Source organism: Pseudonocardia halophobica, assembly GCF_050948485.1.
Classification (GTDB): domain Bacteria; phylum Actinomycetota; class Actinomycetes; order Mycobacteriales; family Pseudonocardiaceae; genus Pseudonocardia; species Pseudonocardia halophobica.
Genome location: NZ_CP192046.1, coordinates 5,032,797 through 5,059,521, shown reverse-complemented (window position 1 = coordinate 5,059,521; position 26,725 = coordinate 5,032,797). Strand labels below are relative to the sequence as shown.

Annotated in this window: 26 protein-coding genes and 2 pseudogenes; 12 read left to right on the top strand and 16 right to left on the bottom strand. The window is 72.0% G+C overall.

Annotated features, from left to right (window positions below; genetic code table 11):
* Positions 1 to 57 precede the first annotated feature (57 nt).
* The 9 genes and pseudogenes from ACQP04_RS23980 to ACQP04_RS23940 all read right to left on the bottom strand — a co-directional run bounded on the left by ACQP04_RS23980 (position 58) and on the right by ACQP04_RS23940 (position 8,593).
* The gene (locus tag ACQP04_RS23980) at positions 58 to 1,029 is read right to left on the bottom strand and encodes an IS110 family transposase (RefSeq protein WP_433502817.1); all 972 of its coding nucleotides are present in this window, start codon (positions 1,027 to 1,029) and stop codon (positions 58 to 60) included.
* Between the two features lie 279 nt (positions 1,030 to 1,308).
* A pseudogene (locus tag ACQP04_RS23975) lies at positions 1,309 to 1,736 on the bottom strand (IS3 family transposase); the annotation flags it as partial.
* A gap of 760 nt (positions 1,737 to 2,496) precedes the next feature.
* Positions 2,497 to 3,786 carry an NAD(P)/FAD-dependent oxidoreductase gene (locus ACQP04_RS23970; RefSeq protein ID WP_433502816.1) on the bottom strand — a complete coding sequence of 430 codons (1,290 nt, stop codon included), beginning with the start codon at positions 3,784 to 3,786 and terminating at the stop codon, positions 2,497 to 2,499.
* Positions 3,783 to 4,103 (bottom strand): 2Fe-2S iron-sulfur cluster-binding protein, encoded by a 321-nt coding sequence (locus ACQP04_RS23965; RefSeq protein ID WP_433502815.1) that lies wholly within the window; start codon positions 4,101 to 4,103, stop codon positions 3,783 to 3,785. The genes ACQP04_RS23970 and ACQP04_RS23965 overlap by 4 nt, the downstream gene beginning before the upstream one ends.
* Positions 4,104 to 4,180: 77 nt before the next feature.
* Positions 4,181 to 5,674, bottom strand: a complete 1,494-nt coding sequence (locus tag ACQP04_RS23960) for a glutamine synthetase family protein (protein WP_433502814.1) — start codon at positions 5,672 to 5,674, stop codon at positions 4,181 to 4,183.
* An 18-nt stretch (positions 5,675 to 5,692) separates the two neighbouring features.
* Positions 5,693 to 6,379: a type 1 glutamine amidotransferase gene (locus ACQP04_RS23955; RefSeq protein ID WP_433502813.1), complete on the bottom strand. Its 687-nt coding sequence runs from the start codon at positions 6,377 to 6,379 to the stop codon at positions 5,693 to 5,695.
* Complete coding sequence (locus tag ACQP04_RS23950; RefSeq protein ID WP_433502812.1) at positions 6,376 to 6,669, bottom strand: hypothetical protein; 294 nt, start codon at positions 6,667 to 6,669, stop codon at positions 6,376 to 6,378. The genes ACQP04_RS23955 and ACQP04_RS23950 overlap by 4 nt, the downstream gene beginning before the upstream one ends.
* On the bottom strand, positions 6,669 to 7,268 hold the full coding sequence (locus ACQP04_RS23945) for an aromatic-ring-hydroxylating dioxygenase subunit beta (RefSeq protein WP_433502811.1): 600 nt from the start codon (positions 7,266 to 7,268) through the stop codon (positions 6,669 to 6,671). Before ACQP04_RS23945 ends, ACQP04_RS23950 begins: the two co-directional genes overlap by 1 nt.
* Positions 7,265 to 8,593 carry an aromatic ring-hydroxylating oxygenase subunit alpha gene (locus ACQP04_RS23940; RefSeq protein ID WP_433502810.1) on the bottom strand — a complete coding sequence of 443 codons (1,329 nt, stop codon included), beginning with the start codon at positions 8,591 to 8,593 and terminating at the stop codon, positions 7,265 to 7,267. Before ACQP04_RS23940 ends, ACQP04_RS23945 begins: the two co-directional genes overlap by 4 nt.
* Before the next feature lie 278 nt (positions 8,594 to 8,871).
* Between ACQP04_RS23940 and ACQP04_RS23935 the strand changes: the two genes are divergently transcribed.
* The 7 genes and pseudogenes from ACQP04_RS23935 (at position 8,872) to ACQP04_RS23905 (ending at position 14,472) form a co-directional block, all read left to right on the top strand.
* Positions 8,872 to 9,528, top strand: coding sequence for a GntR family transcriptional regulator (locus tag ACQP04_RS23935; RefSeq protein WP_433502809.1), 657 nt, complete (start codon positions 8,872 to 8,874; stop codon positions 9,526 to 9,528).
* 195 nt (positions 9,529 to 9,723) lie between these two features.
* Complete coding sequence (locus tag ACQP04_RS23930) at positions 9,724 to 9,930, top strand: transposase (protein ID WP_433508428.1); 207 nt, start codon at positions 9,724 to 9,726, stop codon at positions 9,928 to 9,930.
* 51 nt (positions 9,931 to 9,981) lie between these two features.
* Positions 9,982 to 10,128, top strand: a pseudogene (locus tag ACQP04_RS23925) (GNAT family N-acetyltransferase); the annotation flags it as partial.
* A 234-nt stretch (positions 10,129 to 10,362) separates the two neighbouring features.
* On the top strand, positions 10,363 to 10,962 hold the full coding sequence (locus ACQP04_RS23920; RefSeq protein WP_433508427.1) for a nitroreductase family protein: 600 nt from the start codon (positions 10,363 to 10,365) through the stop codon (positions 10,960 to 10,962).
* A gap of 321 nt (positions 10,963 to 11,283) precedes the next feature.
* Complete coding sequence (locus tag ACQP04_RS23915; protein ID WP_433502808.1) at positions 11,284 to 11,574, top strand: hypothetical protein; 291 nt, start codon at positions 11,284 to 11,286, stop codon at positions 11,572 to 11,574.
* Positions 11,575 to 12,466: 892 nt separating this feature from the next.
* Positions 12,467 to 12,931: a GNAT family N-acetyltransferase gene (locus ACQP04_RS23910; RefSeq protein WP_433502807.1), complete on the top strand. Its 465-nt coding sequence runs from the start codon at positions 12,467 to 12,469 to the stop codon at positions 12,929 to 12,931.
* A 275-nt stretch (positions 12,932 to 13,206) separates the two neighbouring features.
* The gene (locus ACQP04_RS23905; RefSeq protein WP_433508426.1) at positions 13,207 to 14,472 is read left to right on the top strand and encodes a hypothetical protein; all 1,266 of its coding nucleotides are present in this window, start codon (positions 13,207 to 13,209) and stop codon (positions 14,470 to 14,472) included.
* Here ACQP04_RS23905 and ACQP04_RS23900 read toward each other — a convergent pair.
* Both ACQP04_RS23900 and ACQP04_RS23895 read right to left on the bottom strand, forming a co-directional pair.
* Entirely contained in the window at positions 14,444 to 14,878 is a 435-nt protein-coding gene (locus tag ACQP04_RS23900) for a hypothetical protein (RefSeq protein ID WP_433502806.1), read from the bottom strand. The genes ACQP04_RS23905 and ACQP04_RS23900 overlap by 29 nt on opposite strands.
* The gene (locus ACQP04_RS23895) at positions 14,875 to 16,083 is read right to left on the bottom strand and encodes a molybdopterin-dependent oxidoreductase (RefSeq protein ID WP_433502805.1); all 1,209 of its coding nucleotides are present in this window, start codon (positions 16,081 to 16,083) and stop codon (positions 14,875 to 14,877) included. The genes ACQP04_RS23900 and ACQP04_RS23895 overlap by 4 nt, the downstream gene beginning before the upstream one ends.
* Before the next feature lie 123 nt (positions 16,084 to 16,206).
* Here ACQP04_RS23895 and ACQP04_RS23890 point away from each other — a divergent pair, with 123 nt between their 5' ends.
* Both ACQP04_RS23890 and ACQP04_RS23885 read left to right on the top strand, forming a co-directional pair.
* Entirely contained in the window at positions 16,207 to 16,905 is a 699-nt protein-coding gene (locus ACQP04_RS23890; RefSeq protein WP_433502804.1) for a response regulator transcription factor, read from the top strand.
* Positions 16,906 to 16,907: 2 nt separating this feature from the next.
* Positions 16,908 to 17,966: a sensor histidine kinase gene (locus ACQP04_RS23885; RefSeq protein ID WP_433502803.1), complete on the top strand. Its 1,059-nt coding sequence runs from the start codon at positions 16,908 to 16,910 to the stop codon at positions 17,964 to 17,966.
* Between the two features lie 8 nt (positions 17,967 to 17,974).
* Here the strand turns inward: ACQP04_RS23885 and ACQP04_RS23880 are convergent, their stop codons facing one another.
* The 5 genes from ACQP04_RS23880 to ACQP04_RS23860 form a co-directional block, all read right to left on the bottom strand.
* Positions 17,975 to 18,622, bottom strand: a complete 648-nt coding sequence (locus tag ACQP04_RS23880; protein ID WP_433502802.1) for a methyltransferase domain-containing protein — start codon at positions 18,620 to 18,622, stop codon at positions 17,975 to 17,977.
* Positions 18,619 to 19,359 carry a TIGR04282 family arsenosugar biosynthesis glycosyltransferase gene (locus ACQP04_RS23875; protein ID WP_433502801.1) on the bottom strand — a complete coding sequence of 247 codons (741 nt, stop codon included), beginning with the start codon at positions 19,357 to 19,359 and terminating at the stop codon, positions 18,619 to 18,621. The genes ACQP04_RS23880 and ACQP04_RS23875 overlap by 4 nt, the downstream gene beginning before the upstream one ends.
* A complete protein-coding gene (locus ACQP04_RS23870) occupies positions 19,356 to 20,003 on the bottom strand; it encodes a glycosyltransferase family 2 protein (protein ID WP_433502800.1) in 648 nt (215 codons plus the stop codon). Before ACQP04_RS23870 ends, ACQP04_RS23875 begins: the two co-directional genes overlap by 4 nt.
* Before the next feature lie 47 nt (positions 20,004 to 20,050).
* Entirely contained in the window at positions 20,051 to 21,127 is a 1,077-nt protein-coding gene (locus tag ACQP04_RS23865; protein ID WP_433502799.1) for an NAD-dependent epimerase/dehydratase family protein, read from the bottom strand.
* Between the two features lie 200 nt (positions 21,128 to 21,327).
* On the bottom strand, positions 21,328 to 21,771 hold the full coding sequence (locus tag ACQP04_RS23860; protein ID WP_433502798.1) for a MarR family winged helix-turn-helix transcriptional regulator: 444 nt from the start codon (positions 21,769 to 21,771) through the stop codon (positions 21,328 to 21,330).
* Between the two features lie 323 nt (positions 21,772 to 22,094).
* On the opposite strand from ACQP04_RS23860, the gene ACQP04_RS23855 reads away from it, so the two are divergent.
* From ACQP04_RS23855 to ACQP04_RS23845, 3 genes are all read left to right on the top strand, one after another.
* Positions 22,095 to 23,690 carry an acyl-CoA carboxylase subunit beta gene (locus tag ACQP04_RS23855; protein WP_433502797.1) on the top strand — a complete coding sequence of 532 codons (1,596 nt, stop codon included), beginning with the start codon at positions 22,095 to 22,097 and terminating at the stop codon, positions 23,688 to 23,690.
* Positions 23,691 to 23,768: 78 nt separating this feature from the next.
* On the top strand, positions 23,769 to 25,154 hold the full coding sequence (locus ACQP04_RS23850) for a 4-hydroxyphenylacetate 3-hydroxylase N-terminal domain-containing protein (protein ID WP_433502796.1): 1,386 nt from the start codon (positions 23,769 to 23,771) through the stop codon (positions 25,152 to 25,154).
* Entirely contained in the window at positions 25,154 to 26,719 is a 1,566-nt protein-coding gene (locus tag ACQP04_RS23845; protein ID WP_433502795.1) for a class I adenylate-forming enzyme family protein, read from the top strand. The genes ACQP04_RS23850 and ACQP04_RS23845 overlap by 1 nt, the downstream gene beginning before the upstream one ends.
* Positions 26,720 to 26,725 lie beyond the last annotated feature (6 nt).

Below are 26,725 nucleotides of genomic sequence, written 5' to 3'. Positions count from 1 at the left end.
GCTGCCGAATCCACTGCCGACCGCGCAGCCGGCAGATCGATCACCGCACGCCGCGCTTTACGTGCCTTGACATAGCGGGAGCGACCGGCTCGGGTCACCAGGGGCGGTGCCGGCGAAGGCGCATAGGCCGTTCGCGCTGGAGAACCTCTCGGGGTCGTCGCCGATCTCGGCGAGCACCCGGGAAGCCAGGATGGGCCCGAGGCCGGGCGCCGACGGCAGCACGGGCGCCAACGAGTGCTCGGCAAATGTCGAGGTCAGGTGCTTCTCGAGGGCGGCGACGGTGCGCAGCATCGCAGTGATGATCTCGATCAGGCCGCTGACGGTCACGCCGAGCGCCGCCTCGACCGGCTCGGGCTGGCGCAGCGCTGCGGTGCGCAGGTCCCGGTGGATCTGGTCGACCAGGACCGGGTCGTTGCGGCGACCGCAGCCGCGTAGCAGACTGATGATCTTCCGCTTGGACAGTCGCATCCCGGCGTCGGGAGTCGGGGCCGCGGCCAAGGCCGCCATCGCGGCGTGGTGCTTGAGTTTCGGGAACGCGACCAGCGCTTGCGGATAGAACTCCAGCAGGACAGCGCGCAGCCGGCTGATCGTCTGGTGCAGCGCCCAGATCGCCTCCTGGTGCTGGCGGGCCGCGGCCTTGATCCCCAGCGCCTCCTCGATGATCTGCGGCAACGGCCGGTGCAGGTGACGGTCCGTGCGCAGGATCCCGGCCAAACACGGCTGCGTCGCCTGGGTCGGACTTCTTCCCGGTCTGCCCGTGGCGTAGCCGGTAACGGGCCCCGCCCGCGGGTTGCTGGCGTAGACGTCGAACCCGGCGTGCTGCAAGGCGGTGACCAGCAGGTTCTTTCCGTCTCGATCGCGACCGGGACAGTGGCCAGTTCGTCGGAGTGCTCGGCGAGCAGCGCGAGGAGCTCGCTGTAGCCCCAGGTCCGCGCCGATGCGGCGGCGGGCGAGGATCCGGCCGTGCTCGTCGGACACGGCGACGTCGTGGTGGGCCTCGGCCCAGTCGATCCCGCAGGTGATGCTCACGTTCCTCCGAACCTCGAGTGCTTCCCGTGGGCCCGCGGGGCAGTGCGGCGACCTGATGGAAGCGCTCGAGGCGCGGCATCTCACCAGCCGATCACGACCCTGTGGTGACTGGCGGGACCACCGTCTACGTTCAGACCTCTCACGACCTGGCACGTCTGCTGAGTGGACACCCGCCAGCGGGCCCTGCTCGTCAGCGTTGCGCGGGCCTCGGGTCGGTCAAATCTCAGGGGACACCCGCCAGCACGTCGGCCGCCAGCACGGTGGCTGGCTCTCCCATCAGGTCAGGTCGGTGACCCATAGCTGGTTGAGCGCCTCGGCCTGGAAGTGGCGTTCCACAAGGTCGGGGTGTCGAGCCGCGACGGGATCCGCCCGTGTGGTGCGCACGCGTTTGGTCCGTCGGGCGCCCTCGAACCCGGCCGCCCCCGCATGAGGCGGGCGACCTGGTCACGCCCCACATCCAGGCCGGCCCGACGGGCCGCCTTCCACAGCTTGCGGGCCCCGTAGACGCGGTAGTTGTCCTCCCAGAACGCGACCAGCTGCGGAATCAGCTCGCCGTCTCGGCAGGCCCGCGCCGAGGGCGGGCGGGTCTTGGCGCCGTAGTAGGTACTCGGAGCCAATTGCAGGACCCGGCAGATGGTTCAACCCCGAGCGGCTCTCCCGACCACGTCATCACGGTGGGCGCCGAGGAACGCCACTACCTGCGCTATCTGCCGCTGCGGGTCGGGCTCGTCGATGCGCCAGGGTCCTGGTTGAGCATCCAGCGCCCTGGACGGCGCGTCCCGGGTCCGTACCTGCTCCGGCATGCCGGCCCGGCAGCGGCATTCCCGCCCGGCGAGTCCGACCGGCCCTGCTCCGACGCAGAAGAGCCCATCACCTTCCGAGACGGCCACTGCGGCCACTGGTGGGCCGGTGATCGGTCGGCACATCGCCGAGGACCACACCGCACCCGTGCAGTGCCCGCAGGGGCCGCCGCAGACCCCTCCCCGACGGGCAGGACCGGGGGACAGGTCCTAGCCGGGGAGGTTCGGGGATAAGTGGGCGGCCGACGCCCTGGGGACGGCCGCCCACCGATCTTCACCCGCGCCCAGCTCCACGGCGACCGGTGCTAATCTGCATGGCGGCGCGGCGTTCCACCAAGGACTCGAAACGCTCGAGCCAGTTGCATGAGCCCTCGAACGGCGAACTCGAGCAAGGGCTTGGCAGCCTCGACCTCGGCCGAATGCGATCAGATCGTGTGCGAGGGCCTGGGGTACATCGAGGTCCTCGGCGCTCGCGCCGTAGTCCCCGATCGGCGTCGGCGCCGTGCGGACGCAGCTACGGGCGCTTCTCGGCGAACTGCAGTGCCCGTTACGGCTCGAGGCCCCGTGGAGACCTACGTTCGCCCACGCAAGGTCGTCGTCGGGCGCGGTATTCGCCCACCCGGCCACCTCGCGACCGGCGGGATGCACCGGATACGGACTGCTCGAGTCACGCCGGCTCGAGGATGAGGTCTTTCAGCGGGGTGGCCGCGTCCGCCGCGGCTCTCGGCGGGATCGTCGCCCCCTTGCCCAGCGCGCGCTTGACGGCCATGAAGTCCTTGGGCCGATTCACCGACTCGGACGCGATCAAGGCGCCCGCACGGTAGTAGAGGACGCTGACGTCCCCGTCGCCCGGGTGCCCACGGATCACGTACCTGTCGTGGCCGCCGGAGATTCCGGCGATCTGCAGCTTCAGGTCGCGCTGGTCGGACCAGAACCACGGCACGGGTGGGGCCGGCGGGGTGACGCCTGCGATGCTGGCCGCGACCGCCCTGGCCTGCTCGTTGGCGTTCTGCACCGACTCCACCCCGAGCAGCTCCCCCGGGAGGTGCGGATGCGGCCGCACCGTGCAGTCGCCGGCGGCGAACACCATGGGGTGGCTCGTGCGGCCGGCGGCGTCGACAGCGATCCCGCGCTGCACGCGCAGGCCGAGCTTCTCGGCCAGGGCGGTCTCGGGTACCGCACCGACCCCCACGACGACGAGGTCGGCCGGCACCACCTGGCCACCGCCCAGGCGCACGCCGCGCGCCCGGCCGCCGTCGCCGACGACCGCCTCGACCTCGGTGCCGAGGCGGAAGTCCACCCCCCACTCCCGGTGGCGCGCGAGCAGGAACTCCGAGAGCGGCGCCGCGCTGACCCGGCTCAACAGCCGGTCCGCCCGTTCGACGACCGTGGTGTCCAGACCGCGCGCGCTGGTGACCGCGGCAGCCTCCAGCCCGATGTACCCGGCCCCGAGCACGACCACCCGACCGGCCGAAGCCAGCCGCTCGCGCAGCGCCTCCGCGTCTTGCAGGCTGCGCAGTGTGCACACCCCGGTGAGGTCGGCCCCGGCCACGGGCAGCGTCCGGGCCCGGGCCCCGGTGGCAAGCACGAGGTGGTCGAACGCGACGGCGTCGCCGTCCTCGCAGTGGGCCGCGCCCGCGCCGGAGCCGTCGAGGTCGACGTGCGTGACCATTCGGCCGGTCCGCAGGTCGATGGCGGCCTCGGCGTAGAACTCCGGGGTGCGCAGGGCCAGCGCGTCATGGTCGGCGGTGCCGTCGAGGAAGGTCTTCGACAGCGGCGGCCGCTGGTAGGGCCGATGCGGCTCCTCACCGAGCAGCAGGATCGGGCGGTCGTAGCCGAGCTCGCGCAGCGAGGCGGCCACGCGCACGCCGGCCTCACCGGCGCCGACGACGAGCACGCCCGTGCGGGCGGGAAGGTTCCGCGAGGTCGTCGGCGAGGTCGTCTGCCGGGTCGTCATTGCGCGGGAGCCACCGTGACCTCGACGCCATCGAGCGCGTCGCTCATGGCGATCTGACAGGACAGCCGGCTGGCCTCGGTGCGCTCGGCCGCGGCGTCGTCGAGCATCTCGTCCTCGAATTCCCCGACCTCGCCGACCGCATTCCGGAAGCGCTCGGCGACGTAGACGTGGCAGGTGGCGCACGCGAGCGCACCCCCGCACTCGGCGACGATCCCGGGAACCCCGGACCGGGTGCCGGCCTCCATGATCGAGGAGCCGGCGCGGGCCTCGACGAGACGCTGGGAACCGTCCGGACAGGTGAAGACGATCTTGGGCATGGCTGTGGCCTTCGCAAATCGGGGTGCCGGGCCCGGCCGACGGGTGTTCCGCCGGCCGGGTCCAGGGTGTGCACGGACTAGAACAACTCGAAGTACTCGCGGTGCTCCCAGTCGGTGACGCCGTTGACGTACGTTTCGGAGTCGGGGTTCTCGGCCACCCAGGCCTCGTACCGGCCGATCTCGCTGCGCTTCATCGTGACCATGTAGTCGACGAAGGTGCTGCCGAACTCGGCGCGGAAGAACTGGTCGTCCTCCAGCACCCGGATCGCCTCGGACAGGCTGGCCGGCAGCTGCTCGACCTCGGCACTGTAGGGGTCCTCGCTCAGCGGGCCGGGGGAGGTCCGGTTGACGATGCCGTCGAGGCCGGCGACCACCTGCGACGCCATGTACAGATAGGGGTTCGCCGAGGCCTCACCCACGCGGTTCTCCACGTGCGAGGCCTTGTCGCCCGGCGCGCTGATCACCCGCATCATCGCGGCGCGGTTGTCGTAGGCCCAGGTCAGCCGGTCCGGGGCCAGCGAATAGGGCCGCCGGCGGCGGTACCCGTTGACGGTCGGGGTGGTGAACACGGACGCCGCGGCGCCGTGCGCGAGCTGCCCACCCACGTAGTGTCGGCCCAGCTCGGAGAGGGCCTCGCCCTCGCCGGGGACCATCAGGTTCTCCCCGGTGGTGCAGTCGGCGATGGAGGTGTGCAGGTGCCAGCCGCTGGCGTAGAACCCGGCGATCGCCGGCGTGCACATGAACGAGGCGAGGTACCCGTGCCGCTTCGCGGTCTGCTTGGCGGCCATCTTGAACAGGCTGGCCGCGTCCGCCGCGGCGAGCCCCTCGATCACGTCGAACGTCGTCTCGACCTGGCTGGGGGCCCACTCGTCATCGAAGGAGCGCAACGGCAGGCCCATGGCGAGCACCGAGTCGCGGATCGGGGTGAGCGCCTCGTCGATCTCGTCGAGGTGGTCGAGCAGCAGGTAGTTGTACCCGCGGGCGACCGGGGCGACCTGCGGCGGGTCCGCCGGGGATCCCGGCGCGCCGAGTGAGCAACGGCCGAGCAGGTCGTCGACGATGCGGGTGAGGTACCACTCCATCTCGATACCGGCGACGAGGGTGTAGTTCCGCTCGGCGAGCTTGGCCAGGGCGTTCCGTAGGATGGTGCGCGGCGCGAGTGGGAACAGCGACCCGTTGCCCATGTAGAGGTCGGCGAAGACCACCGCGGTCTTCGGCGCCCAGGGCAGCAGCCGGAAGGTCTCCGGATCCGGAACCATGGTGACGTTCGGGCTGCCGCCCAGGCCCTCGACCGCGAAGCCGCCGTCGGCGCTGAACGGGTTGAGCACGATGGCGTTGGCGGTGTCGAAGAAGAACGGCGCCATGGTGATCTCGTTGCCGGCCTTGAGCGCGCTGATGTACGCCGCCCGGGTCAGCGCCTTGCCGCGCAGCAGGCCGTGCTGATCCGGCCACACGACGCGGACGAACTCGACATCGTGCTGCTCGACCAGCTTCTTGGTCCGCTCGGCGGCCTCGAACTTCTCGGGCCCGTACAGGCCGTGGCGCTCGATGAACGAGCCGGTGGTGGGCATGGGGGTGTCTCCTCCGTGTCAGTTGCGGGAGCGGGCGGGTGCGATGTCGTGGAACCAGCGTTCGAGCAGCGCCCGGGAGTCCCGGGCACCGATGGCGAAGTACCGCTCGGCTTCGGCGCGCACCGCTGCGACGTCGACACCGAACCGTTCGAGCTTCGGACCCTCCACAGCGAGGAGGTCCTGCACTCCGTCCAGGGTCATCTCGGGATGGAACTGGATCGCGAGTGCCGTCTCGAGCGTCCAAGCCTGCACGTAGCGGTCGGACTCGGCGAGGATCTCGGCCCCCGGGGGCGGGGTCATCGAGTCGGAGTGGAAGGAGAAGAACTCCCCCTCGACCCCGGTCGCAGCGGTGGCGGGCGGCCGGACCCGGATGATGCCGGCTTCCAGCCCGGCGTCCCCGGGCCACGCGGAGCCCCCGAGCGCCCGGGCCAAGATCTGGGAGCCGAGACAGATCGCGAGGACCGGAAGGCCGGCGTCGAAGGCGTCGGCCAGGAAGCGCTCCTCCGCGGCCAGGTAGGGGTGGTCCTCGTAGGCCGCCTGCGGCCCGCCCAGTGCGACGACCGCGCCGATCTCGTCGAGGCTCGGAAAGGCCTCCCCGCGGTAGGGCCGCACCGTCCGGCAGGTGTGCCCGTGCTCGCGGGCGACCTCGTCGACGAGCCCCCCGACCGCCTCGTCGACATGAGTGAGCATGGCGACGGTCGTCATGGCTGCGGCCTCGGTTCGATGCCGGTGCCCCAGGGGTCCCAGTGGTCGATCCCGGCGAGCGCGCCCATCAGTGCCACAGCCTTCCCGCGGTCGACTGCCACCCAGGTGTCGTCCGGGGTGACCTGGTAGGGGGTGAAGTCCCAGAAGGACAGGGTCCGCGTCTGCTCGATCAGCGGCCCGGTGCTGCGGACCTGCCGCTCCAGCCGGGCGAGCCGCCGATGCAGCAGCGCGTTCTCGTGGCGCAGCGCGTCGACCTGCGCCCGCAGGGCGGCCGGATCCTCGTCGCTCATCAGAACACCAGGGTGAGGTTCTCGTGGATCTGGTCGGAGTCCAGGAGGTTGACCTGCTTGAGCTTGATCCGCCAGCCGTCGTCGGTCCGCCGCAGTACGTGGCCGTACCAGCCGGGATAGGTCTTGGTGACTCCGGCCCGGAACTCGTGCACGACGAAGGTGGAGCGAACCAGGCGCTCGTCGGTCACCGGGTCGACGGTCGTCTCCACGTTGCCGATCAGCCGCCGGGTCCGGGAGGCCGGGATCTGGCTGAACGCCAGCCCGGTGCGCAGCCAGTAGACGCGATCGGTGAGCCGGCGCCGGTCGTCGAAGGCGTGCGAGACCTCGACGGTCGGGTCCCCGGCGCCAGCGGTCACCGGGACCCAGTACAGGCAATCGTCGCTGAACTGCTCCAGCCAGTCGTTGAACCGGCCCACGTCGATCAGCCGGGCTTCGCGGGCGAGGAGGGACTGGGCCTCGACGACCTCGGTGACACCGGCGTCGGGCCAGTCCTCACGCAGCAGTGCGGACTGGCGTGCCAGCTCCGCGTAGTACTGGTCGTCGATGTGGTAGGACCACGACGAGGTGTCGGCGTACTCGGCCGGGATCCGGTGGCTCATCGCGCGGTGTCCTCGCTCATCAGGTCCAGCCATACAGCGTAGTAGCGGCGCATGTGCAGTTCGTCGGTCGCGGTGCTGGACACGACGCCGTCGGTGCCGACTTCCTGCCACCCCGGTACGTCCAACCCGCGGTTCATCAGGACCCACTCGGCCTCGGGCGCGGCCAGCCCGCGCTGGACCTCCTCAAAGTTGGCCTGGTCGTCGGGCTCACCGAAGGCCGGAAAGTCCTCCTGGGTGCGCATCCGCATCGTGTTCACATCCGGCGGAACCCCACCGATCGTCGTGGCGTTCCAGGTGAGCTGCGTGCGGTCCACCCCGAGCGGCTCGATCACCTGGATCTGGTTCCCGATCACCAACAGGTTGGGGAAGATGCTCAGGTTGATCTGCGAGCCGATGGCCAGGTCCAGCAGCCGGTCGGCGCCGGCGCCGTGCTCAGCCCGGATCTTCTCCTCGAACCGCTCCCGGCCCGGCTGCGGACGCTGGTTGGCCCAGAAGCTGCCCGGGTCGTCGTAGTTCGGCCGCTGGTCGATCACGCTGTGTCCGTTGCCGAGCATGTAGGTCCGCATGGGGCCCTCGTCCGGGGAGCGGCCGAAGTAGGCCATGTCCTTCGCATCGCCCATGCGAGAGGCCATCTCGAGCAGCGACCGGTGGGAGAAGGCGGGGTGGTACCCGTCGCCGGCGTTGTCGTAGGCGAGCTTCCAGTTGCCGCGGTAGCCCATCCGGTGCGCGGCGCTGCGGACGACGACCTCACCGCCGGGAGCGCGGTCGATCCAGTAGTCGAGCCAGCCCGCCGCCGGGCCCAGCCAGTCCACCACCGAGGGGGCCGACTCGTTCAGCGTCCCGAAGACGAAGCCGCGGTAGGACTCCACCCGGGCGACCTTGTGCAGGCCGTGCTCGGCCTTGTCGAACGATGGGCCGTAACCCTGCGGCCACGGGGTCCCGACGAGCTCGCCGGTGTTACGGAAGGTCCAGCCGTGGTAGGGACACTGGAAGCTCTTCGCGGTGCCGGACTCCTCCCGGCACAGCGTGGCGGCCCGGTGGCTGCATCGGTTGAACACCGCGTGCAGCTCGCCCTTGCGGTCCCGCGTGACGATCACCGGGCGCAGGCCCATCCGAACGGACCGGAACGAGTTCGGCTCCGGCAGCTGTGACTCGTGGGCCAGGTAGACCCACGAGCGGCCACCGAAGACCTTGATCATCTCCTCGTCGAAGATGCGCTGCTCGGTGTAGAGGGACCGGTGCACTCGATCCTCGCGCACCAGCGCCGCGTAGTCGGTGCGACCTGGCGCCGGCGCGACGGCCGGCAAGTCGCGGGAAACTGTCATCGCTGCCCTCCGCGAGGGGGTGTGGGGACGGTCGGCGGTGCGCGTCGGGTCCGGACGACCCCGGATCCGTATTCCGTGTTTCGTATACGATGAGAGTATGGCGGCTCGCTGTCGATCACGCAAGCACTAGGATCGGTTCGGGTGAGGCGATGCGCTCGACCGGGCACTCCGGCCGAGCCCGCCGCATCGGGAGGACCCGCGCCTGCCGGCCGGCAACGCGCGGGCGGCGGACGGCGGAACCGCACAGCGGGACCGCGGACAGCGACGGGGAGGTCGGGATGGTGCTCCAGCCCATCGGGCGGGTGGGGACGCCCCTGGCGGACGAGGCCTACCGTCGGATCAGCGAGGCGATGCTGGCCGGGGACCTGCCCCCGGGCTCGCGCCTGGTCATGGACACGATCGCCGAGCGGCTCGGGATCAGCCGGACCCCGGTACGGGACGCCCTGCGCCGCCTGGAGCGGGAGGGACTCGTCGAGCCGACCGGCCGCAAGGGGTACACCGTCCGCGCCATCGCCGCCGCCGATCTGGCCCACCTCTACGACTCCCGGATCGCTGTCGAGGCCTACTCTGCGCGCCGGGTGGCCGAGCTCGGCGAGCCCGCGATCCGCACCATCGAGGCCGTCATCGAGACGGCTGTCGAGAAGGGGGCGGAGACCGCGGCCGAGGCCTACCACCTGAATCGGCTGGTCCATCGGTCCGTCGTCGAGGCCACCGCGAACCCCATCCTCGTCGAGCTGTTCGACAGCGTGTGGGACCGCGCCAAGGCCCTGCAGATCTTCGAGCAGTTCCACACCTTCGCCCACGACGGGGGAGGCGAGCAGCTCTCCGAGCACTACGATCTCACCGCGGCGATGCGGGTCGGGCCGGATCAGGCCTTCGCAGTGATGGAACGCCACATCGTCGACGGGTTCGGGGCGCACCGCAACGGGCGCTGACGCCCCGCGTTTCGGGGCCGGCGCCGAGGAGCCCCGCCTCTCGGACCCGGTCAGTCCTTGAGTGGGTCGAGTCCCAGGCCGCGCCCCTGTTCCGCCGGTCTGGTCGCGCTCGAACGGACCGGCCCCCTTCAAAGCCTGACTCAGGGCAACAAGAAGCAGCTCGGTCAACTTGTAGGTGATCTCGCGCCCGAGCTGATGGGCAGAGTCGGTATCGGGCCGGTCGACGCAGCTCAGGCGATCGTGTCGTATGCACATCGTGACCGCTGCCGCGACGATGCCGCATTCGCTGCGCTGACCGGGGCCAGCCCGCTGCAGGCCAGTAGCGGCCGGATCGTGCGTCTCACCGGGCCACTCGCGGCGGGGATCGTCAGCTCAACCGTGCCCTGCACGACGTCGTGCTGACACACTGGCGGATCTGCCCGCGCACCCACGCCTACGTCGCGACCCGTGGGCATGGTGATCGCGTCGGTGCGCGATCACGTCGCCTACGTCGAGGAGATGGACGTGCTGCCCGAGCACGGCCGGCGTGGCCTGGGGTCCCGGATGCTCGCCCGGGTTGCCGAGTGGGCGCAGGAGCGCGGGTACGTCGCGGTCACCCTGTCCACGTTCCGTGACGTCCGTGGAACAGGCCGTTCTACCGCCGCCACGGGTGTCGTGACCTGCGCCCGGACGAGCGGAGCCCGGCATGGGCGCGATCCGGTGCCCCGAGGCATGCCACGGGCTGCGGGTCGACGCCGGGTGTTCATGCGCTGCAACCTGCCCCGGGCCGACCGGCGCGGTTCGCAGGTCCGGGTGGCTCGTCGGACCCGCCGGATCGCCGGGATGATGCTGGAGATGACCGACGTGAACCTGCCGCTGCATCCGTTGTTGGCCGCGCGCTGGAGCCCGGCGGTGTTCGACCCGTCGCATGTGGCCACCACCGAGCAGGTCGCGGTGATGCTCGAGGCCGCTCGCTGGGCGCCCTCGGCGGGCACCTCGCAACCGTGGGCGTTCCTCGTCGGGCTGCGGGGCGATCCGGTGCATCAGCGGCTGGTCGCGCACCTCGCCCGGAGCTCGGCGGCGTGGGCGCCTGCTGCAAGCATCCTGGTCGCGAACCTGGCGCACCGCTTCGTCGAGGGCACGGACTGGGACTACTCCGAGTTCGCCCTCTACGACCTCGGTCAGGCGGTCGCCCACATGACGTTCCAGGCCCAGGCGCTCGGGTTGTCCGTGCGCCAGTTCCGCGCCTTCGACCGGGCCGGCGTCGAGGCGGAGTTCGCGGTGCCGGCGCATTGGCAGGTCACCACCATGGCGGCTTTCGGTGTGTCTCCTGCCGGCGCCGCACCCGGCGACGATCCCGCAAGGCCGGTTCCGCAGCGTCATCGCCGTGCCCCGGAAGAGATCAGCTGGCCGTCCCGCCCGCAGTCGGCACCGCACGCAGGAGAGACGCCATGAACACCGGGGCGCTTGCGCGGCCGTCCCTATTGCTGGGTGGCGAGGTCGCCGGCCTCTCACCCGCGATCGGGTTCGGCGTCGGCACCTCGGTCTCCGTACCGGTCCTGCGCGGCCTGCGCCCGGCCGATCTGTCGGCCGTCGAGCCGGGCGGCTCCGCGATGGTCCTGCTGACCGTCGCGACTGCCACCGGTCGGCTCCGTCGGGCCGGGGCAGGCCGCGGTCTGCTTCAAGGAGCCCTCACCAGGGGTCTGAGCTTCCTGCTCGGCGACCTCGGCCTGGCCCGGACCAGCGACCACCGGGTCGCTGCTGCTGGGGAGCGAGATGCTCCTGACCGTGCTGCTGGCCGCAGTCGTCCTGCGCGAGCGGGTCGGCCCACGGTCCGCCGATGCGCTGGCCCTCGGGCTCGCGGGCACCGCACTGGTCTCGTTCGGTATCGCGCCGAGCGGCACCATGAGTGATTCCTTCGCCGGCAAACTTCTGTTCCTCCTTCTGTTCCTCGCCGCGGTGGCCTGCGGCGCGGCGTTCACCGTGTGGTCCGGCACGCCAGGGACGGGAACGGTGTGGGCCTTTCGCCCACCGCCTGGCAGTTCCTCGTCGCCACCATCGCGATGAGCCCGTTCGTCCTCGGATCGTGGGTCACCGGTGGAACCCGACTGGTCACCGCCGATCCCCACACCATCGTCGCCGCCCTCGTGGTCCTGTGCTGCGGCCTGGGCGTGCTCTTCGCCTTCAACTTCGGGATCGGGACCGTCACCGCGACCCGCGCCGCCTTGCTGGAGAACCTGCAGCCGGTGCCGGAACGGCGACGGCCGTCGCTCTTCTCGGCGAGTCGCTCGGTGTTTGTTCAAGCACTCGGCAGCGGCCTCGTCATCGTCGGGCTCACTGTGCTGCTTCAGCGCCGCGCGCCCGTGCCCGGCACCGCCGACAAGTCGCAGGACCCGCCCGCCGCCTCCGCGACCCGACCGCCCACAACCCCGCCCTGCGCTCTGCCCACCAGCCCGCGTGACCCCACCGAGCCCGACGAGGACGGACCGAGGCCACGTACGAGCATGTACTTCGATCGCACACCCCTGTTCTGTGACACCGTGCTCGCTGCGCGGGTCGAGCGGGCCGAGGTCGACCTGATCTCCGCGGCCGCACGGGCCGCCCGTCGACGGCGAGACGGCGGGCGGGGACTCCTGCTACCGATCGCCGGGGGCGTCGCGAGCTTCGCCGACGACGGCTCGCCCTACAAGGTCGCCGGCCCGGGCTTCGCCGGCGTACCGCGCGCCGACGAGCTCGACGCGATCGAGTGCGCGTTCACCGAGCGCGACGCCCACCCAGGTCGAGCTCGCTCACCTCGCCGACCCCGACATCGCTGCGTTGCTGACGACCCGTGGCTTCCGGCTCGAGTCCTTCGAGAAACGTCCTCGGTCGACGGCTCGACCGACACTCCGGGCCGCCTGCACCGCCTGGCATCGAGGTCCGTCCCAGCGGGGACGACGAGTTCGACGCGTGGCTGGGCGTGGTCGCCGACGGCGTGGCCCGGCCCGACGTCCAGGGCGTGCCCTGGCACGAGGAGTTCCCGCGTGCGACCTACGAGCTGGCCGAACGCGACGCCGCGGCCGCCGGTGTGATGCGCTACGCCGCCTTCCGCGACGGCAGGCTCGCCGGCGGAGCCGGCCTTCGCCTCACCGGCGGCATCGCCCAGTTCGCCGGAGCCGCCACGACGCCCGCGCACCGCCGGCACGGCGTCCAGACCGCGCTCCTCACGGCCCGCCTCGTCGACGCGGCCGCCGCGGGATGCGAGATCGGGGTCATCATCATGCAGCCCGGATCGAAGTCCCAGCAGAACGCGCAGCGCCGGGCTTCGACCTGCCGTACACCCGCGCCGTTCTGGTCACGAGCCTGCCAACTCGAGCACCCGGGAGGAATCGGTCTGATCGGCCGGGCAGGTAGCTACCGAGGCCGGGTCCTACCGCGCCCGTAGCCTGCAGGAAGCAAACCTCGACCTGCGCCTGCTGTGCCGGGTCGGAGCCGCCCTCCACGGACGGCCTTCGAAGGCCTCACCGCGACCGACCTCGCTCACCAGACCGGACAACAGGTCCGCAGCCCGGGCGTCGAACCTGTGTACACCGGACGCCGGCGGGGCAAGGCATTACGGATCGAGGACGGCGACGAAACATCCGCCCAAGTGATCCCTAGCGTGAGCCCGTGTCCAGGACCGAGGTGCGCGGTGGCGATGTCGTCGCCGTGTTCACCGTGATGTTGCTGGTGGTCGCCGCCGCCGTGGTGGGGCGATGGCTGCTCGCGGCAGGGGTCGGCATCTTCCTCGGTTGGCCACCGTTACTGGCGGAGTGGCTCCCGCACGTCGGCCCCGGTACCCCAGCCGTAGTCGTCGTGGCTGTCGCGGTGGCGGCGTGGGGCCCGAGCGTCGCCGGCCGAGCCGCATGGGGGCCCCTGCTGTGTACTGCGTGGGCGGCCGCGTCTGCCTGGACGCTCGGCCTGGCGCTGGTCGACGGCTGGCAGCGCGGCGTGGTCGAGCGGCTCTCGAGCAGCCAGGAGTACCTGCACGACGTCCCGCGGGTCACGTCGGTCGCCTCGATGCTGCGTGAGTTCGGCGACCACATCCTCACCACACAGGTCGACCCGGCCCAGATCTGGTTCTGGGCAACGCACGTCGGCGGGCATCCGCCCGGGGCGTTCCTGCTGTTCGTGTGGCTGGACCGGCTCGGGCTCGGCGGCGGGGGACCGGCAGGGATGGTGGTGATCCTGTCCGGGGCGTCGGCGTGCGTGGCGGTGGCGGTCACGCTGCGCGGCCTGGGGCAGGAGGACCTGGCGCGGCGCGTGCTGCCGTTCTCGGTGCTGTTCCCGGGCGCGGTGTGGGTGGGGGTCTCGGCCGACGGCTTGTTCGCGGCCTGGCTCGCCTGGGGGGTTGCGCTGGTCGCGGTGGCGGCCTCGCTGCGCGGTGTCCGGGCCGATCTCGTCGCGCTGGCGGCGGGGCTCCTGCTCGGGTACGCGCTGTACCTGTCCTACGGGCTGGTGCTGGGGGGCCTGTTCCCCGTCGCGGTCCTCGCGGCGACGCGCCGGTGGCGCGTGCTCGCCGGCGCACTCGGAGGCGTGGTAATCGTGGTCGCAGCCTTCACCGCTGCCGGGTTCTGGTGGGTCGAGGGCTATGAGCACGTGCGGGTGATCTACGCGGCGAGCATCGCTGCGAGCCGTCCCTACTCCTACTTCGTGTGGGCGGACCTCGCGGCGGTCGCGTTCGCGCTCGGCCCGGCCGTGGTGGCGGCGCTGCTCCGGATCCCCGTACTGCCGCGGCCGGCGGCGTTCCTCGTCCTCGCGGCGCTCGGGGCGATCGTGCTGGCCGACGTTTCGGGCATGTCGAAGGCCGAGGTGGAGCGGATCTGGCTGCCGTTCGCGGTCTGGACGGTGGTGGCGTGCGGGGCGCTTTCGCATCCTCGGCGGTGGCTGGTGGCCCAGGCTGTCCTGGCGTTGGCCGTCAACCACCTGCTGCTGACCGTCTGGTGACCCGCACGACCCACACCAGGGCGGACGCTCCGGCCATCGCGAGCACGAGCCACAGCCAGCGGGTCAGGTAGGGGGCCTGGTCGAGGCCGGTCGCGCCGAGGTGGACCGGCCCGCCCTGCCGGATGATCCCGGGCAGGAAGACGAGCAGCGTGAGACCGGCGCCGAGCAGCGGGACCCGGACGTGGTTCACCAGCGGCACCGGGGCCGCCGGCAGGCGCACGAGCATCCGGTCGACCGCGGTGTACAGGGGGGCCAGGACGAGATCGTGGAAGAGCAGCGCTCCGGCGAACCAGGCGAGCATCCAGGGGATCGACGGGTGCAGCGACGGGTCCCGCACCACGATCGTCGCCGCGTACGCGCCCAGCGCCAGGCAGGCGAGTACTCCCACGGCGCGCAGCCCGGTCACGTCCGCGGTCCGCTCGTGGTGAAGGCGATCGAGCGGACCCACTTCGTGCAGTGCACGCCCGGCAGCGCCGGAACGATCACCCGGGCCGGGAAGCCGTGATCCGGGCTGAGGTCGGCGCCGTTCACGCGCAACGCGAGGAGGGCGTCGGGGTCGCGCACCTGCGCCCCGGTCAGGGTCGCTCGGGCGAACGGGCCTACCTCCACGGACGACACGAGCGCGCTCGTCGGTGCGGGCACCCCGGCCAGCGCGGCGAGGTCGTGCAGCCGCACGCCGCTCCAGGTCTGCTGGGTCGACCAGCCCTCGACGCAGGCGATCGGCAGGGCAGCGGTGTGCTGCGGCAGCGCGATGAGCTGCTCCCGGGTGAGCCGCAGCGAGCCGAGCTCGAGCCGCCAGCCCGCGCTCACGGCGGCCAGGGCGACGCCGGACGCGGCGAAGGTGCGGTTCACGGGGAAGTCCCCCGGCAGGGTCCGCCCGCGGGGCAGGAGCAGGGCGGTGGCGCGAAGCGGCCCGTCGACGGTCTGGCCGATGGTCATGCCGGCGAGCAGCAGCGATCCGCCGGCGACGAGGGCGAGAGCGCCGCGTCGGCTGAGCGTCGGTGGGTCCGGTTCGGGGGCGACGAGGTCACCGGGTGGCTCGGACCGGGTCTGCGCGAGCGGAGTACGCAGCTCGGTCCGGAAGGAGCGGGAGCGGAGCCCGCGCGTCATGGCCGGGAGCTTGAGGGCGACGTGCAGAACGAAGCCGGCCGTGAACACCCAGGCCCCGGTGTAGTGGGCGGCGTAGAAGCTGAAGCCGAACACGTAGTCGTACTGGATGTTCAGCAGCCCGGTGACGATCTCGAACAGGATCCCGCCGACCAGGAGCACCAGCGTGGCGCGCTCGGCGGCCCTGAGCGGGTTGCGGGGGAGGGCGGTGAACAGCTTCGGGATCACCGACCACAGCTTCGCCAGTACCACCGGGACCAGCACGATTCCCAGGCCGACGTGCAGTCCCTGGGTGAGCCGGAAGAGCCAGGACGGCCGCGTCGGCCAGCCGAGGAGCGGGAGGTGCAGGGCCCCGACGTCGGCCGGAATCGTCTGTCCGGGACCGTAGGCGACCCAGTCGAGCAGCCCGGTCACGATCACCAGGGGGAGTGCGCACAGCAGCACGAGCCCCAGCACCGACGTCAGCCACGGGCCCCGGATCGGGCTCCGCCAACGGATCCGCATGGCCGGCGACGCTAGGCCGGGTATGCCCGCCGCGCGGGCGCTGCGGGGAATCGGTAAGCAGCTCGTCAGACCCCTTACCGACCGGTGACGAACCGGTTCGGGAGAGCGCGTTCGGGGACTACCGTGAGCCGTGTGTGCGCCCGTGTCCTGGTGGTGGACGACGACGAGACCGTCCGTGACGTCGTCGGCCGTTACCTCGGCGCCGCGGGGCATCGCGTGGCACTCGCGGCGGACGGCCCGGGCGCGCTGCGGGCGGCCCGGACCACACCGCCCGATGTCGTGGTGCTGGATCTGATGCTGCCCGGGCTCGGGGGTCTGGAGGTCTGTCGGGCCCTGCGCGCCGATGGCGACCTCCCGCCGATCGTCATGCTCACCGCGCTCGGCGAGGAGGATGACCGACTGCTCGGTCTGGAGCTGGGCGCTGACGACTACGTCACCAAGCCCTTCAGCCCGCGGGAGCTGGTGCTGCGGGTGGGCTCCATCCTGCGTCGGACCGGCACGGCCTCCAGCGGGGCCGGCCCCGTGCTGGTCGACGGGGGACTCCGGGTGGATCCGGCGGCCCGCAGCGCCGTGCTCGACGGCCACCAGCTGGCCCTCACGGCCCGGGAGTTCGACCTGCTGGCGTTCCTGCTGGCCCATCCCGGGCAGGCCTTCACGCGCGAGGAGCTGCTCGCCCGGGTGTGGGGGTGGGAGTTCGGCGACCGCTCCACCGTCACCGTCCACGTACGTCGGCTGCGGGAGAAGGTGGAGACCGATCCGACGGCGCCCCGGCGGATTGCGACGATCTGGGGAACCGGCTACCGCTACGACCGCGAGAGCTGACCGTGCTCACCGAGCTCGCCCGGGCGGTGCCGCTGGCGCTGCTGTTCGCGCTGCCCGTCACGGTCGTCGGCGGGTTGCTGCTGCATCGAATGCGGCGGCGGTCGATCACGGCGGCGATGACGACGCTGGCGCTGGTTCCGCTTGCGGCGGCGCTCGGCGGTGTGGTCGGGGTGAGTGGGCTGATGTACACCCCGCAGCTGGTCGGGACGATCGCGGTGTGCGTGGTGGTCGGGCTGGTCACGGTGCCCGTGGCGTGGTGGCTCGGCAGCCGCTTCGCGCGGGAGGCACTCTGGCAGCGGGAGGCGAGCGCCGCGGAGCTGGAGACGGTGCGACGGGGCGAGCGGGCGCGCCGCGAGCTGGTGGCGTGGATGAGCCACGACCTGCGCTCGCCGCTCGCCGGGATCCGTGCCATGACCGATGCCCTGGCCGACGGGGTGGTGCGCGAGCCGGCCGAGGTCGAGGACTACCTCGGGCGGATCCGCCGCGAGTCGAACCGGATGGCCGGCATGGTCGAGGACCTCTTCCAGCTGTCCCGCGCCACCTCGGCGGGCCTGACACTACGGCTCGTCCCGGTGGCGCTCGGAGAGCTGGTCTCCGACGCCGTCGCCGCCGAGGCGCCCGCGGCCGAGGCGGCCGGGGTGCGGATCGTCGCGGAGGACCCGGAGGGCTGGCCGGTGGTGCACGGCAGCGACGCCGAGCTGACCCGCGCCATCCGGAACCTGTTGACCAACGCCATACGGCACACTTCCGCGGGCGGCCGGGTCGTGCTCTCCGGCGGGATGCGCGAGGGCCGCGTCCGGCTGGGAGTCCTGGACGGTTGCGGCGGCATTCCCGCGGAGGACCTGGACCGGGTGTTCGACGTCGGGTTCCGCGGCAGCGCCGCCCGGACCCCTCGGGAGGGGCCGGGAGCCGGTCTGGGGCTGGCGATCGCGCGGGCCTTCGCCGAGGCGCACGGCGGGAGCCTCGAGGTGCGCAACCAGGGTCCCGGCTGCCTGTTCGAGCTGTCACTGCCGGGGCTGCGACCCGAGCCGGCCCCGCCGCGCGCGGTAGCCCAGGCCTGACCGGGCCCTCAACCCGCGATCGGGGTGAGCTCCACGAACGTCCGACCGCCCACCGTTGCCGAGCAGGCGGTCGGGACGAGGCCGGCGTTCCCGGCCAGGGCACACAGCGCCTCGGCGCCGACGCACGCCCACGGCACGGCGGCACCCACACGGCGTCGCGCGGAACCAGAGACCTGAGCCGTGCCGGACCAGAACTCGCGTGGCTCGGGCCCGGCCTCGACCAGCGCGGTCCCGCCCGGCACGAGCAGGGCTGCGACGCGGGCGAGCAGCCGGACGGGGTCGCCACCGATGCCGATGTTGCCGTCGGCGAGGAGCACGTGCGCCCAGGCCCCCTCGTCGGGCAGGGGCCCGAAGACGTCCCGGCACACCATCGCCGCGCCCCGGCGGCGGCACAGTGCCCGGGCGACGAACGAGCTGTCCACGCCGAGCGCGGGGACGCCGCGAGCGGCGAGCGCCGCGACCAGCCGGCCAGGCCCGCAGCCCAGGTCGAGGGTCGGTCCGGTGCACCGGTCGAGGAGCCAGACGTCGTCGGCGTCGGCGACAGCCCGCCAGCGGGCTGCGTCCAGGAGCAGCGGCCGGCCGTCGTCCCGGACGAGGCTGCCCGGGTGGCCCGCGAGCAGGGCGTCGAACGCGGCGGGGCGGAGCGCGTTCGTCACCGGGCGTCGCCGAATGACGCCGCGCGGAGAGCCTCCACGCGCTCGACGGCCCGGGCGAAGCGTGAGCCGGGAACGTCGGCGGCAACGGAGCGGGCGTCCTCCGCGGTGTCGACGTCGGTCAGCTCGGGCAGCAGGGCCACCCGCAGGCCAGCGGTGCGGAGGGCGTGCAGCGTGCGTTCGCCCGTGTCGGCGCGGGACATCGGGACGTCGGCGACCGGTCCGGCCCCGCGGGGGTCGCGCAGCCCGAGCGCCCACCAGCCGCCATCGCGCGCCGGACCGAGGACGGCGTCGGCACCGCGAAGCCGGTCCACGCACTCGACCAGCAGCAGGACGTCGAGCTGCGGTGTGTCCATTCCGACCTGCAGGGTCGGGACGCCGGGATGCCGTGCGGCGGCGTCGGCGTGCGCGGCCGCGATACGTTCGCCCAGACCGTCTCCGCGCTGTCGAATCCCGCCGGCTCGGACGAGCGCCCGGCGGAGCTCGACCCGCCGGGCCGCGCCGGCCAGCCGGCCCGTGAACGCGACGAGGGTGCGTCCGCCGGGCACGGCTGCGGTCGCGTCGAGCGTGTCGAGCAGGGCGGCCGCGGCGACATCGGCCGCCTCCTCGGCCGAGGCGGGCGGGCACAGGCGCGTCTTCACGCGACCGGGCTCCGGCGCCTTGGCCAGCACGAGCAGGGTCGCCGCCGTCCCCGCTGTCGTCCCGGCCGCTGCCGCCCCCGCCGCTGTGGTCGCCCTCATCGGAGCAGCCCTGCCATGTCCCGTACCGCCCGCGCCGTGCCGGCGACCGAGCCGGAGACCTTCGAACGTCCACCGGCGCGGCGGGCGTACCGCACCGGCACCTCCTCGATCCGCCAGCCGGCCGCGCCCGCACGCAGCAGGAGCTCGAGCGGGTAGCCGAAGGCCCGGTCGACGATCCCGAGCCCGAGCAGCGCCGCGCGCCGGGCCACCCGGATCGGCGCGACGTCGTGCACCGGCACCCCACGCCGGCGCAGCTCGGCCGCGATCAGCGCGTTGCCCACGCGGGCGTGCCAGGGCCAGCTGCCCGGCTCCGGTATCCGGCGGCCGACGGCGAGGTCCACCCGGCCCGCGGCGACGTCCGCAGCCATCGCGGGCAGGACGTCGACATCGAGCGACCCGTCGCCGTCGAGGACCGCGACGAGCTCGGCGCCGGCGTGCTCCAGCCCGGTGTGGACGGCGGCGCCGTAGCCGCGGCGATCCTCCACGACGACGCGGGCGCCGTGCGCCCGCGCCACCTGCGCGGTGCCGTCGGAGGAGCCGTTGTCGACGACGAGGACGGGCCACCCGGAAGGCAGCGCGGTCAGGACCCAGGGCAGAGCCTCGGCCTCGTCGAGGCAGGGCAGGACGATCTCGACTCGGTGCACGTTCTGATCTTCGGTCCTGCCGGGCGTATCGGACCGGGTTCCGGTGCTTACCGATCGATGACGGCCGGGCGCGAGAGAGACGCCGGCGCGCGCAGCGGGTCCGTCGCGAAGGCTGTCACCCCGTCGGTGAACGCGACCCGGGCCGTGAAGCCGAGCCGCTCGTGGGCGAATGCCGGATCGGCGACGACGTGTCGTACGTCCCCCGGCCGCGCGCCCCCGACGACCTGCGGCTCCGGGCCTCCCATGGCCATCGCCAGCGCCATGGCGAGCTCCCCGACCGTATGCGGCTCACCGGAACAGACATTCGCGGCGGCGAACCCGTCGACCGGCGCGGTCAGCGCGGCCATGTTCGCCGCGGCGACGTCGGCGACGTGCACGAAGTCGCGTCGCTGCCGCCCGTCCTCGAGCACCCGCGGTGCCTCCCCGCGCTCCAGCGCGGAGCGGAACAGGGACGCCACGCCCGCGTACGGGGTGCCGAACGGCATCCGCGGCCCGTAGACGTTGTGGTACCGGAGCGACCAGACCGCACCGCCGGTCTGCCGTGCCCACGCCGCCCCCAGGTGCTCCTGCGCCAGCTTCGTCGCGGCGTACGTGCTGCGCGGGTCCGGCGGGGCGCTCTCCGGCACCAGGCCCGGCACGAGCTCGCGTCCGCAGGCCGGGCACCGCGGCTCGAAACGACCCGCGTCGAGATCGGCGACGGCGCGCGGACCGGGCCGGACGGTGCCGTGCTCGGCGCAGTCATAGCGCCCCTCGCCATAGACCACCATCGACCCCGCCAACACCAGCCGGCCGATCCCGGCGCGGTGCATCTCGGCCAGCAGCACCGCTGTACCGAGGTCGTTGTGCGCGGCGTAGTCCGGCGCGTCGGACGGGTCGACACCGTGCCCCACCATCGCCGACTGGTGGCACACCGCGTCCATCCCGGACAGCAGGGGGCGCAGCACCGCCGCGTCCCGGACGTCCCCGTGGACGAACCGGTGTGCCCGGGTCCACGGCGGCGCCTGCGCGGCGTGCGCCTGAGGCAGCAGGGCGTCGACCACGACGACCTCATGTCCCTCCGCGGCCAGCAGATCGGCGGCGTGCGACCCGATGAACCCGGCACCGCCGGTGACGAGAACGCGCACGATCTCGGACCGTAGAGCGCCGCTTGCGCCGCGGGTGCGTCTCGTCATCGCTCCGTAAGAAGCGCAGCTCCGGGCCCTCGTGAGGCGGCGGCTCCTGCCCTGGTGCCGGCCCGGCGGGCGTCGGAACCACCCGCGGACGGCCTCACGCCGGTCGGTCGCCGGTGCGGGCCGCTGGAGGCCGGCGCGAACGGAGGATCTGTTCACTCTGCTGTCGCCGGCATCTCCCAGTAGTCCTCCTCCGAGAGCTCCTCGTCCTCGACCTCAGTCGTCCGCTGGGGTGCATCACGCACCTTCTTCAGCAGGTCGAACAGCTGGCGCGCCTCCTGCTCGGACAGCGCACCGAGACCGAACTCGTTGCCGAGGAGCGCAGGCGCGCTCGCCTCGACGGCCGCGCGGCCGGCATCGGTGATCCGTGCGAGGGTGGCGCGTCGGTCCCTCGGGTGCGGAACGCGCTCGACGAAGCCGAGTTTCTCCAGCCCGGCAACGGTGCCCGTGACGCTGGTGGGATGCACCATCAGGCGTTCACTGATGCGGCCCATCGGCATCTGCCCGTAGCGGCTGAAGTGCAGCAAGGTGAGCAGCTCGTGCCGGGGGTAGGTCAGCTCGTGCTCTTTGAGTAACCTGCTCGCCTGCTCGCGGATCATCGCCTCGACCCGCAGGATCGACAGGGAGGCGGCGAGGCGCTCGCCGCCGTCCCAGCCGTGTTCCCGCCATCTCGCGGTGATCTGCAGGATCGAGTCGGCATCCCTCTGTGTTGGCTCGATCGTCGTGCCCCCGTCCCTCGTCAGCGGCCGGCCCGTCGGTGGGGGCCGAAGCCTACCCGGGGTCCGGCTGCCTGCAGGCAGTGTCAGCAAGTTACTCGTAGCCCCTATTGATTTACTAGGGATCCCTAGTACTTTGCTGTGCTGAGACGCCGGTCACCTCTCCGGAGATCCGGTCGTCGTCCAACGAGGACGGTGTTGTCCTCGTGAGACGCAGGGGAGTGCGCACCGGGATGCTCGAGAGCGCCGATGTCGCGGGTCGATGGCCCGGCGAGGAGCCACTGGCCGAACGCCGTCGCCGGATCACGCAGGAACTGGGCGGGCCGGATCGGCTCGCCCGGCTGCGCACACGCGGGAAGCCGACGGTGCGGGACCGGATCGCCGCACTCCTCGACCCGGGATCGTTCGACGAGATCGGGATGCACGCCCACTCGGCGCGTCACGAGGATGCGGCGGACACGCCCGGTGACGGCAAGATCGGTGGCTACGGTCGGGTCGACGGGCGTCGCGTCGCCGTCGTCGGGGACGACCTGACGGTGAAGAGCGGGACCAGCTCACAGAACGGCGGTCGCAAGGTCGAGCGCATCTACGACCAGGCCCTCCGGTCCAGGATCCCGTTCGTCTTCCTCGGCGAGTGCGGCGGTGGGCGGATACCGGACATCCTCGCGTCGTCGGACTTCTCACGGCTTTCGGCCCTGCCGGTGTACGGCCACCGTGCCCGGCGCATCCCGTCGATCACGTTCATCACCGGCGACTCGTTCGGCGGCTCGTCCTTTCACGCCGCGCTGTCCGACGTCGTCATCCAGCTGCGGGGGTCGTGCATGTCGGTCACCTCGCCCCGGGTGGTGGAAGCCGCGGCCGGTGAGATCGTCACGCCCGAGGCGCTCGGCGGGGTGGACGTCAATGGCTCCCTCAGCGGACAGACCGACGTGGTCGTCGACACCGAGGAGGAGGGCGTCGCGACGATTCGCCGCCTGCTCTCGCTGTTGCCCTCCTCGGCCCACGAGATGGCTCCGCGGGCACCGGTCGCCGACCGGGACCGGTCCACGCCGATCACCCGGTTCGTCAGCTCGGACCGCCGGCGCGGCTACGATATTCGACGGGTTCTCCGACTGATCGCCGACGACGACCCGCTCGAACTCGGAGCCGGCATCGGTCGAGGCATCGTGACCGCGCTCGGCAGGATCGGCGGGCATGCCGTCGGCATCGTGGCCAGCCAGCCGCTGCATCACGCGGGGGCGTTCGGCGTCGACGGCCTGAACAAGATCACCCGGCTGGTCCTGCTGTGCGACTCGTTCAATCTCCCACTGGTGTTCCTCCAGGACACGCCGGGCCTCATGGTCGGCCCGGACGAGGAGCACCGACGTCTGCTGTTCACCGCGATGCACCTGCAGCAGGCGCTGGTCAACTCGAGCGTGCCCAAACTGACGGTGGTGCTGCGGAAGGCCTACGGCCTTGCCCACCATCTGCTCGCGGGCTGCGGAATGGGCGCCGACCTGCTCTGTGCCTGGCCGGGCTCGGAGTTCGGGTTCATGGATCCCGAGGTCGGCGCGAACGTCCTCCACGGACGGGAGCTCGCCGACCTCGAGGGCGACGAGCGTCGGGCGCGGCGGCGGCTCCGCGCCGAGGAGCTCCGGCGCGAGACCGACGTCTGGGGGCCGGCCGGCGCCATGTCCATCGACGACGTCATCGAGCCCGACGAGACGCGCCAGGTCCTCTGCGCGCACCTGGACCGGCTGATGGACGGCCGGACGCCCGCCGATCACGACCACGCCCTGGCGGGCTGGCCGACGTCTTGGTGAGTGCCGAGCGCGAGCGCACGCGCGACATGACCACACCCACGACGCGGCCGAACGGGTCGCCAGAGCGAGTGGAGCGAGATGCAGACGGCTTCCGAGTATCTGAAGTCCCTCGATGACGGTCGGCAGACGTACTTCGAGGGCAGCAAGGTCACCTCGATCCCCGACCACCCGGTCATGGGGACCGCCGCCGAGTGGGTGTCGACGTCGTACGACACCTACTACGACCCGGCGGAAGGAGCCACGAGCCCGATCCTCGAACCGCCCCGCTCGGCGGACGAGCTGCGCGAACGAATTCCGCAGCTGCGTCGGGTCGACATCGTCACGCGCACCACGTTCGGCTCGCTCATGGCCATGCTCACCGCGGCTGCTCGGCTGCAGGGGGTCGAAGCGGCCCGCAGCGACAACGTCCTGGCCTACCGTGAGTCCGCGGTAGTCGGCGACATCCGGATCACCGAGTGCATCACCGACGCCAAGGGCGACCGAAGCCTCGCACCGAAGGACCAACCGGATCCGGACGCCTACGTCCGCATGGTCGACCGCGACGACTCCGGAATCGTCATCCGAGGCGCCAAGCTGCACATCACGGGTGCCTCCTTCGGACACGACCTGATGGTCATGCCCACCAAGCGGATGAAGACAGGCGAGGAGGACTACTCCGTCGCCTGCGCAGTCCCCGTCAACACCTCCGGCGTGAAGATCATCAACTCGTCCTACGCGCCGCGCTCGGCCGACACGCGACATTTCCCCGTCACCTCGCGCGAACACATGCCCGACGGCTTCGTGATCTTCGACGACGTCTACGTGCCCAACGAGCGGGTCTTCCTCGCGGGGGAGGGGCGCTATGCAGCAGTGTTCGCGCACTCCCTGGGCCTGTGGGAGCGGATCGGCGGCACGTCGGCGATGGCCGAGCAGGCCGACCTGCTCGTCGGCTTCGCCCACCTCGCGGCCGACGCCAACGGCACCCTGAGGTACTCACACGTCAAAGAGAAGATCGCCGAGATGGTGATCCACGCCAGTCTGATCCGAGCGGGTCTGGAGGCGGCGATCCTGCACTGCGTCGAGACCCCGGAGGGCTTCGTCCACCCCAACGAGCTGTACACGAACGCCGCGAAGTATCACGGCGCGGCCAACTACAACCTGATGGTCCGCCACGTGCACGACATCGCCGGCGGCGTCGTCCTGACCGCTCCGACGATCGGTGACCTCGAGAACGAGGAGACCGGGGTCTTCGTCAGCAAGTACATGCAGGGGCGCAAGGGCGTGGAGGCCGAGCACCGGCTGAGGCTGATGCACGCGATCCGCGACCTCACGGCCGACTCGCACGGCGGATGGCACTCGGTCACGAACGTGCAGTCGGGCGGCGGTCTCTACGCCCAGCGCATCGTGTCGTCCAATCACTACGACCTCGAGCGCGCACGCGAGCTCGCGCTCGAGGCGGCCGGCATCACCGAGTGGGCCAGCTGATGCTCAGTCACTCGAGAATCCTCGCGGCTGCCACGTCCGGCTACGGTGCGCGTCCGGCGGTGGCCAGCGCCGAGGCGGGCACGGTGACCTACGCGGAGCTCGCCGCGCGGAGCCGCGCCGTCGCCGCCGGGCTCCTGGGGATGGGCCTGCAGGCCGGGGACCGCGTGGTCTGGCTGTCCTACAACAGGGTCGAGTACCTGTACACCTACTACGGCACCGCGCTCGCCGGTCTCGCCCTCGCACCGCTCAACTACTGGCTCCGGCCCACGGAGATCCGTGGCCTACTGGAGCTGCTGGAGCCGAAGGTGGCGTTCGTCGAGCGCGAGCTGCTCGAGCCCTTCACGCAGGCCGCCGACGGGGTGACGATCCGAGTCGTCGCCATCGACGGGCCCGCGCCCGAGGTCGAGTCGGTCTCCTGGGACGCGTTCCTCGACGCCGCGGCCGACGGCGCGCTGCCCGAGGTGCCGGACGACGCACTGCACGAGATCGTCTTCACGAGCGGAACGACGGGGCAGTCCAAGGGGGTCATGCGCTCGCAGCGCAAGCGCATCATCGACTCCCTGGCCGCGGCGACGACGTTCCGGCTGCACCGGGACGACCACCTGCTCGGATCCGGCCCGCAGTTCCACATCGGTGGGGGCGCGGTGCCGGGCCAGCTCCTGGTCCAGGGCGGTCGGGTGACGATCATGCGGCGCTTCGACCCCGGGCACATCGCCGCGGCGATCGGCACGGGCGTCACGTACTTCATGGGCGTGCCGGCGCACTTCAACCTCCTGTTCGCCTCCGGGGAGCTCGATCGCGTCGACACCCGCGGGGTCCGCGGGGTGTACCTCGGCGGCAGCGTCGCCACGCTGGGCCTGTTCGAGCGGATCCGCGAGGCCTTCCCCAACGCCGAGATCAGCCACGGCTACGGCTCGACCGAGTCCGGTCCGCACTCCATCGGGGTTCGCGGCGAGGTGTTCCTGCAGCGCCCGGGCACGATCGGGCTGCCGGTGCCGGGTACCGAGGTCCGTGTCGAGGTCGACGGGCGACCGGCCGGCCCCGATGAGGTCGGCGAGCTCGTCCTCCGCGCGCCGACGACCATGGATGGCTACTACGGCAGGCCCCAGCTGACCGCCACCGTCCTCGACGCGGCCGGCTGGTACCGCACCGGCGACCTGGTGCGCCGGGACGCCGACGGGTACTTCTACGTCGCGGACCGGAAGAAGGACATGATCATCTCCGGCGGCGAGAACGTGTACTCCCGCGAGGTGGAGGACGTCCTGAGCCTGCACCCCGCAGTCGACGAGGTCGCGGTGATCGGCACGAAGGACCCGATCTACGAGGAGTGCGTCACGGCGGTCGTCCGGTTGCGCGATGACGCGCCGCCGGCGGATTTCGACGTACTCCGGGCCTTCGTGCGCGAGCGGCTCGCCGGCTACAAGGCGCCGCGGCGGGTCGAGTTCGTCGACGAGATGCCGCGGAACCCGGTCGGCAAGATCGACAAACTGCAGCTGCGCGAGCAGTTCGGATCGGTGTTCGCCGGGTCCGACGCGCCTGTCCACACGGAACAGGGGGCACGATGAGGTACC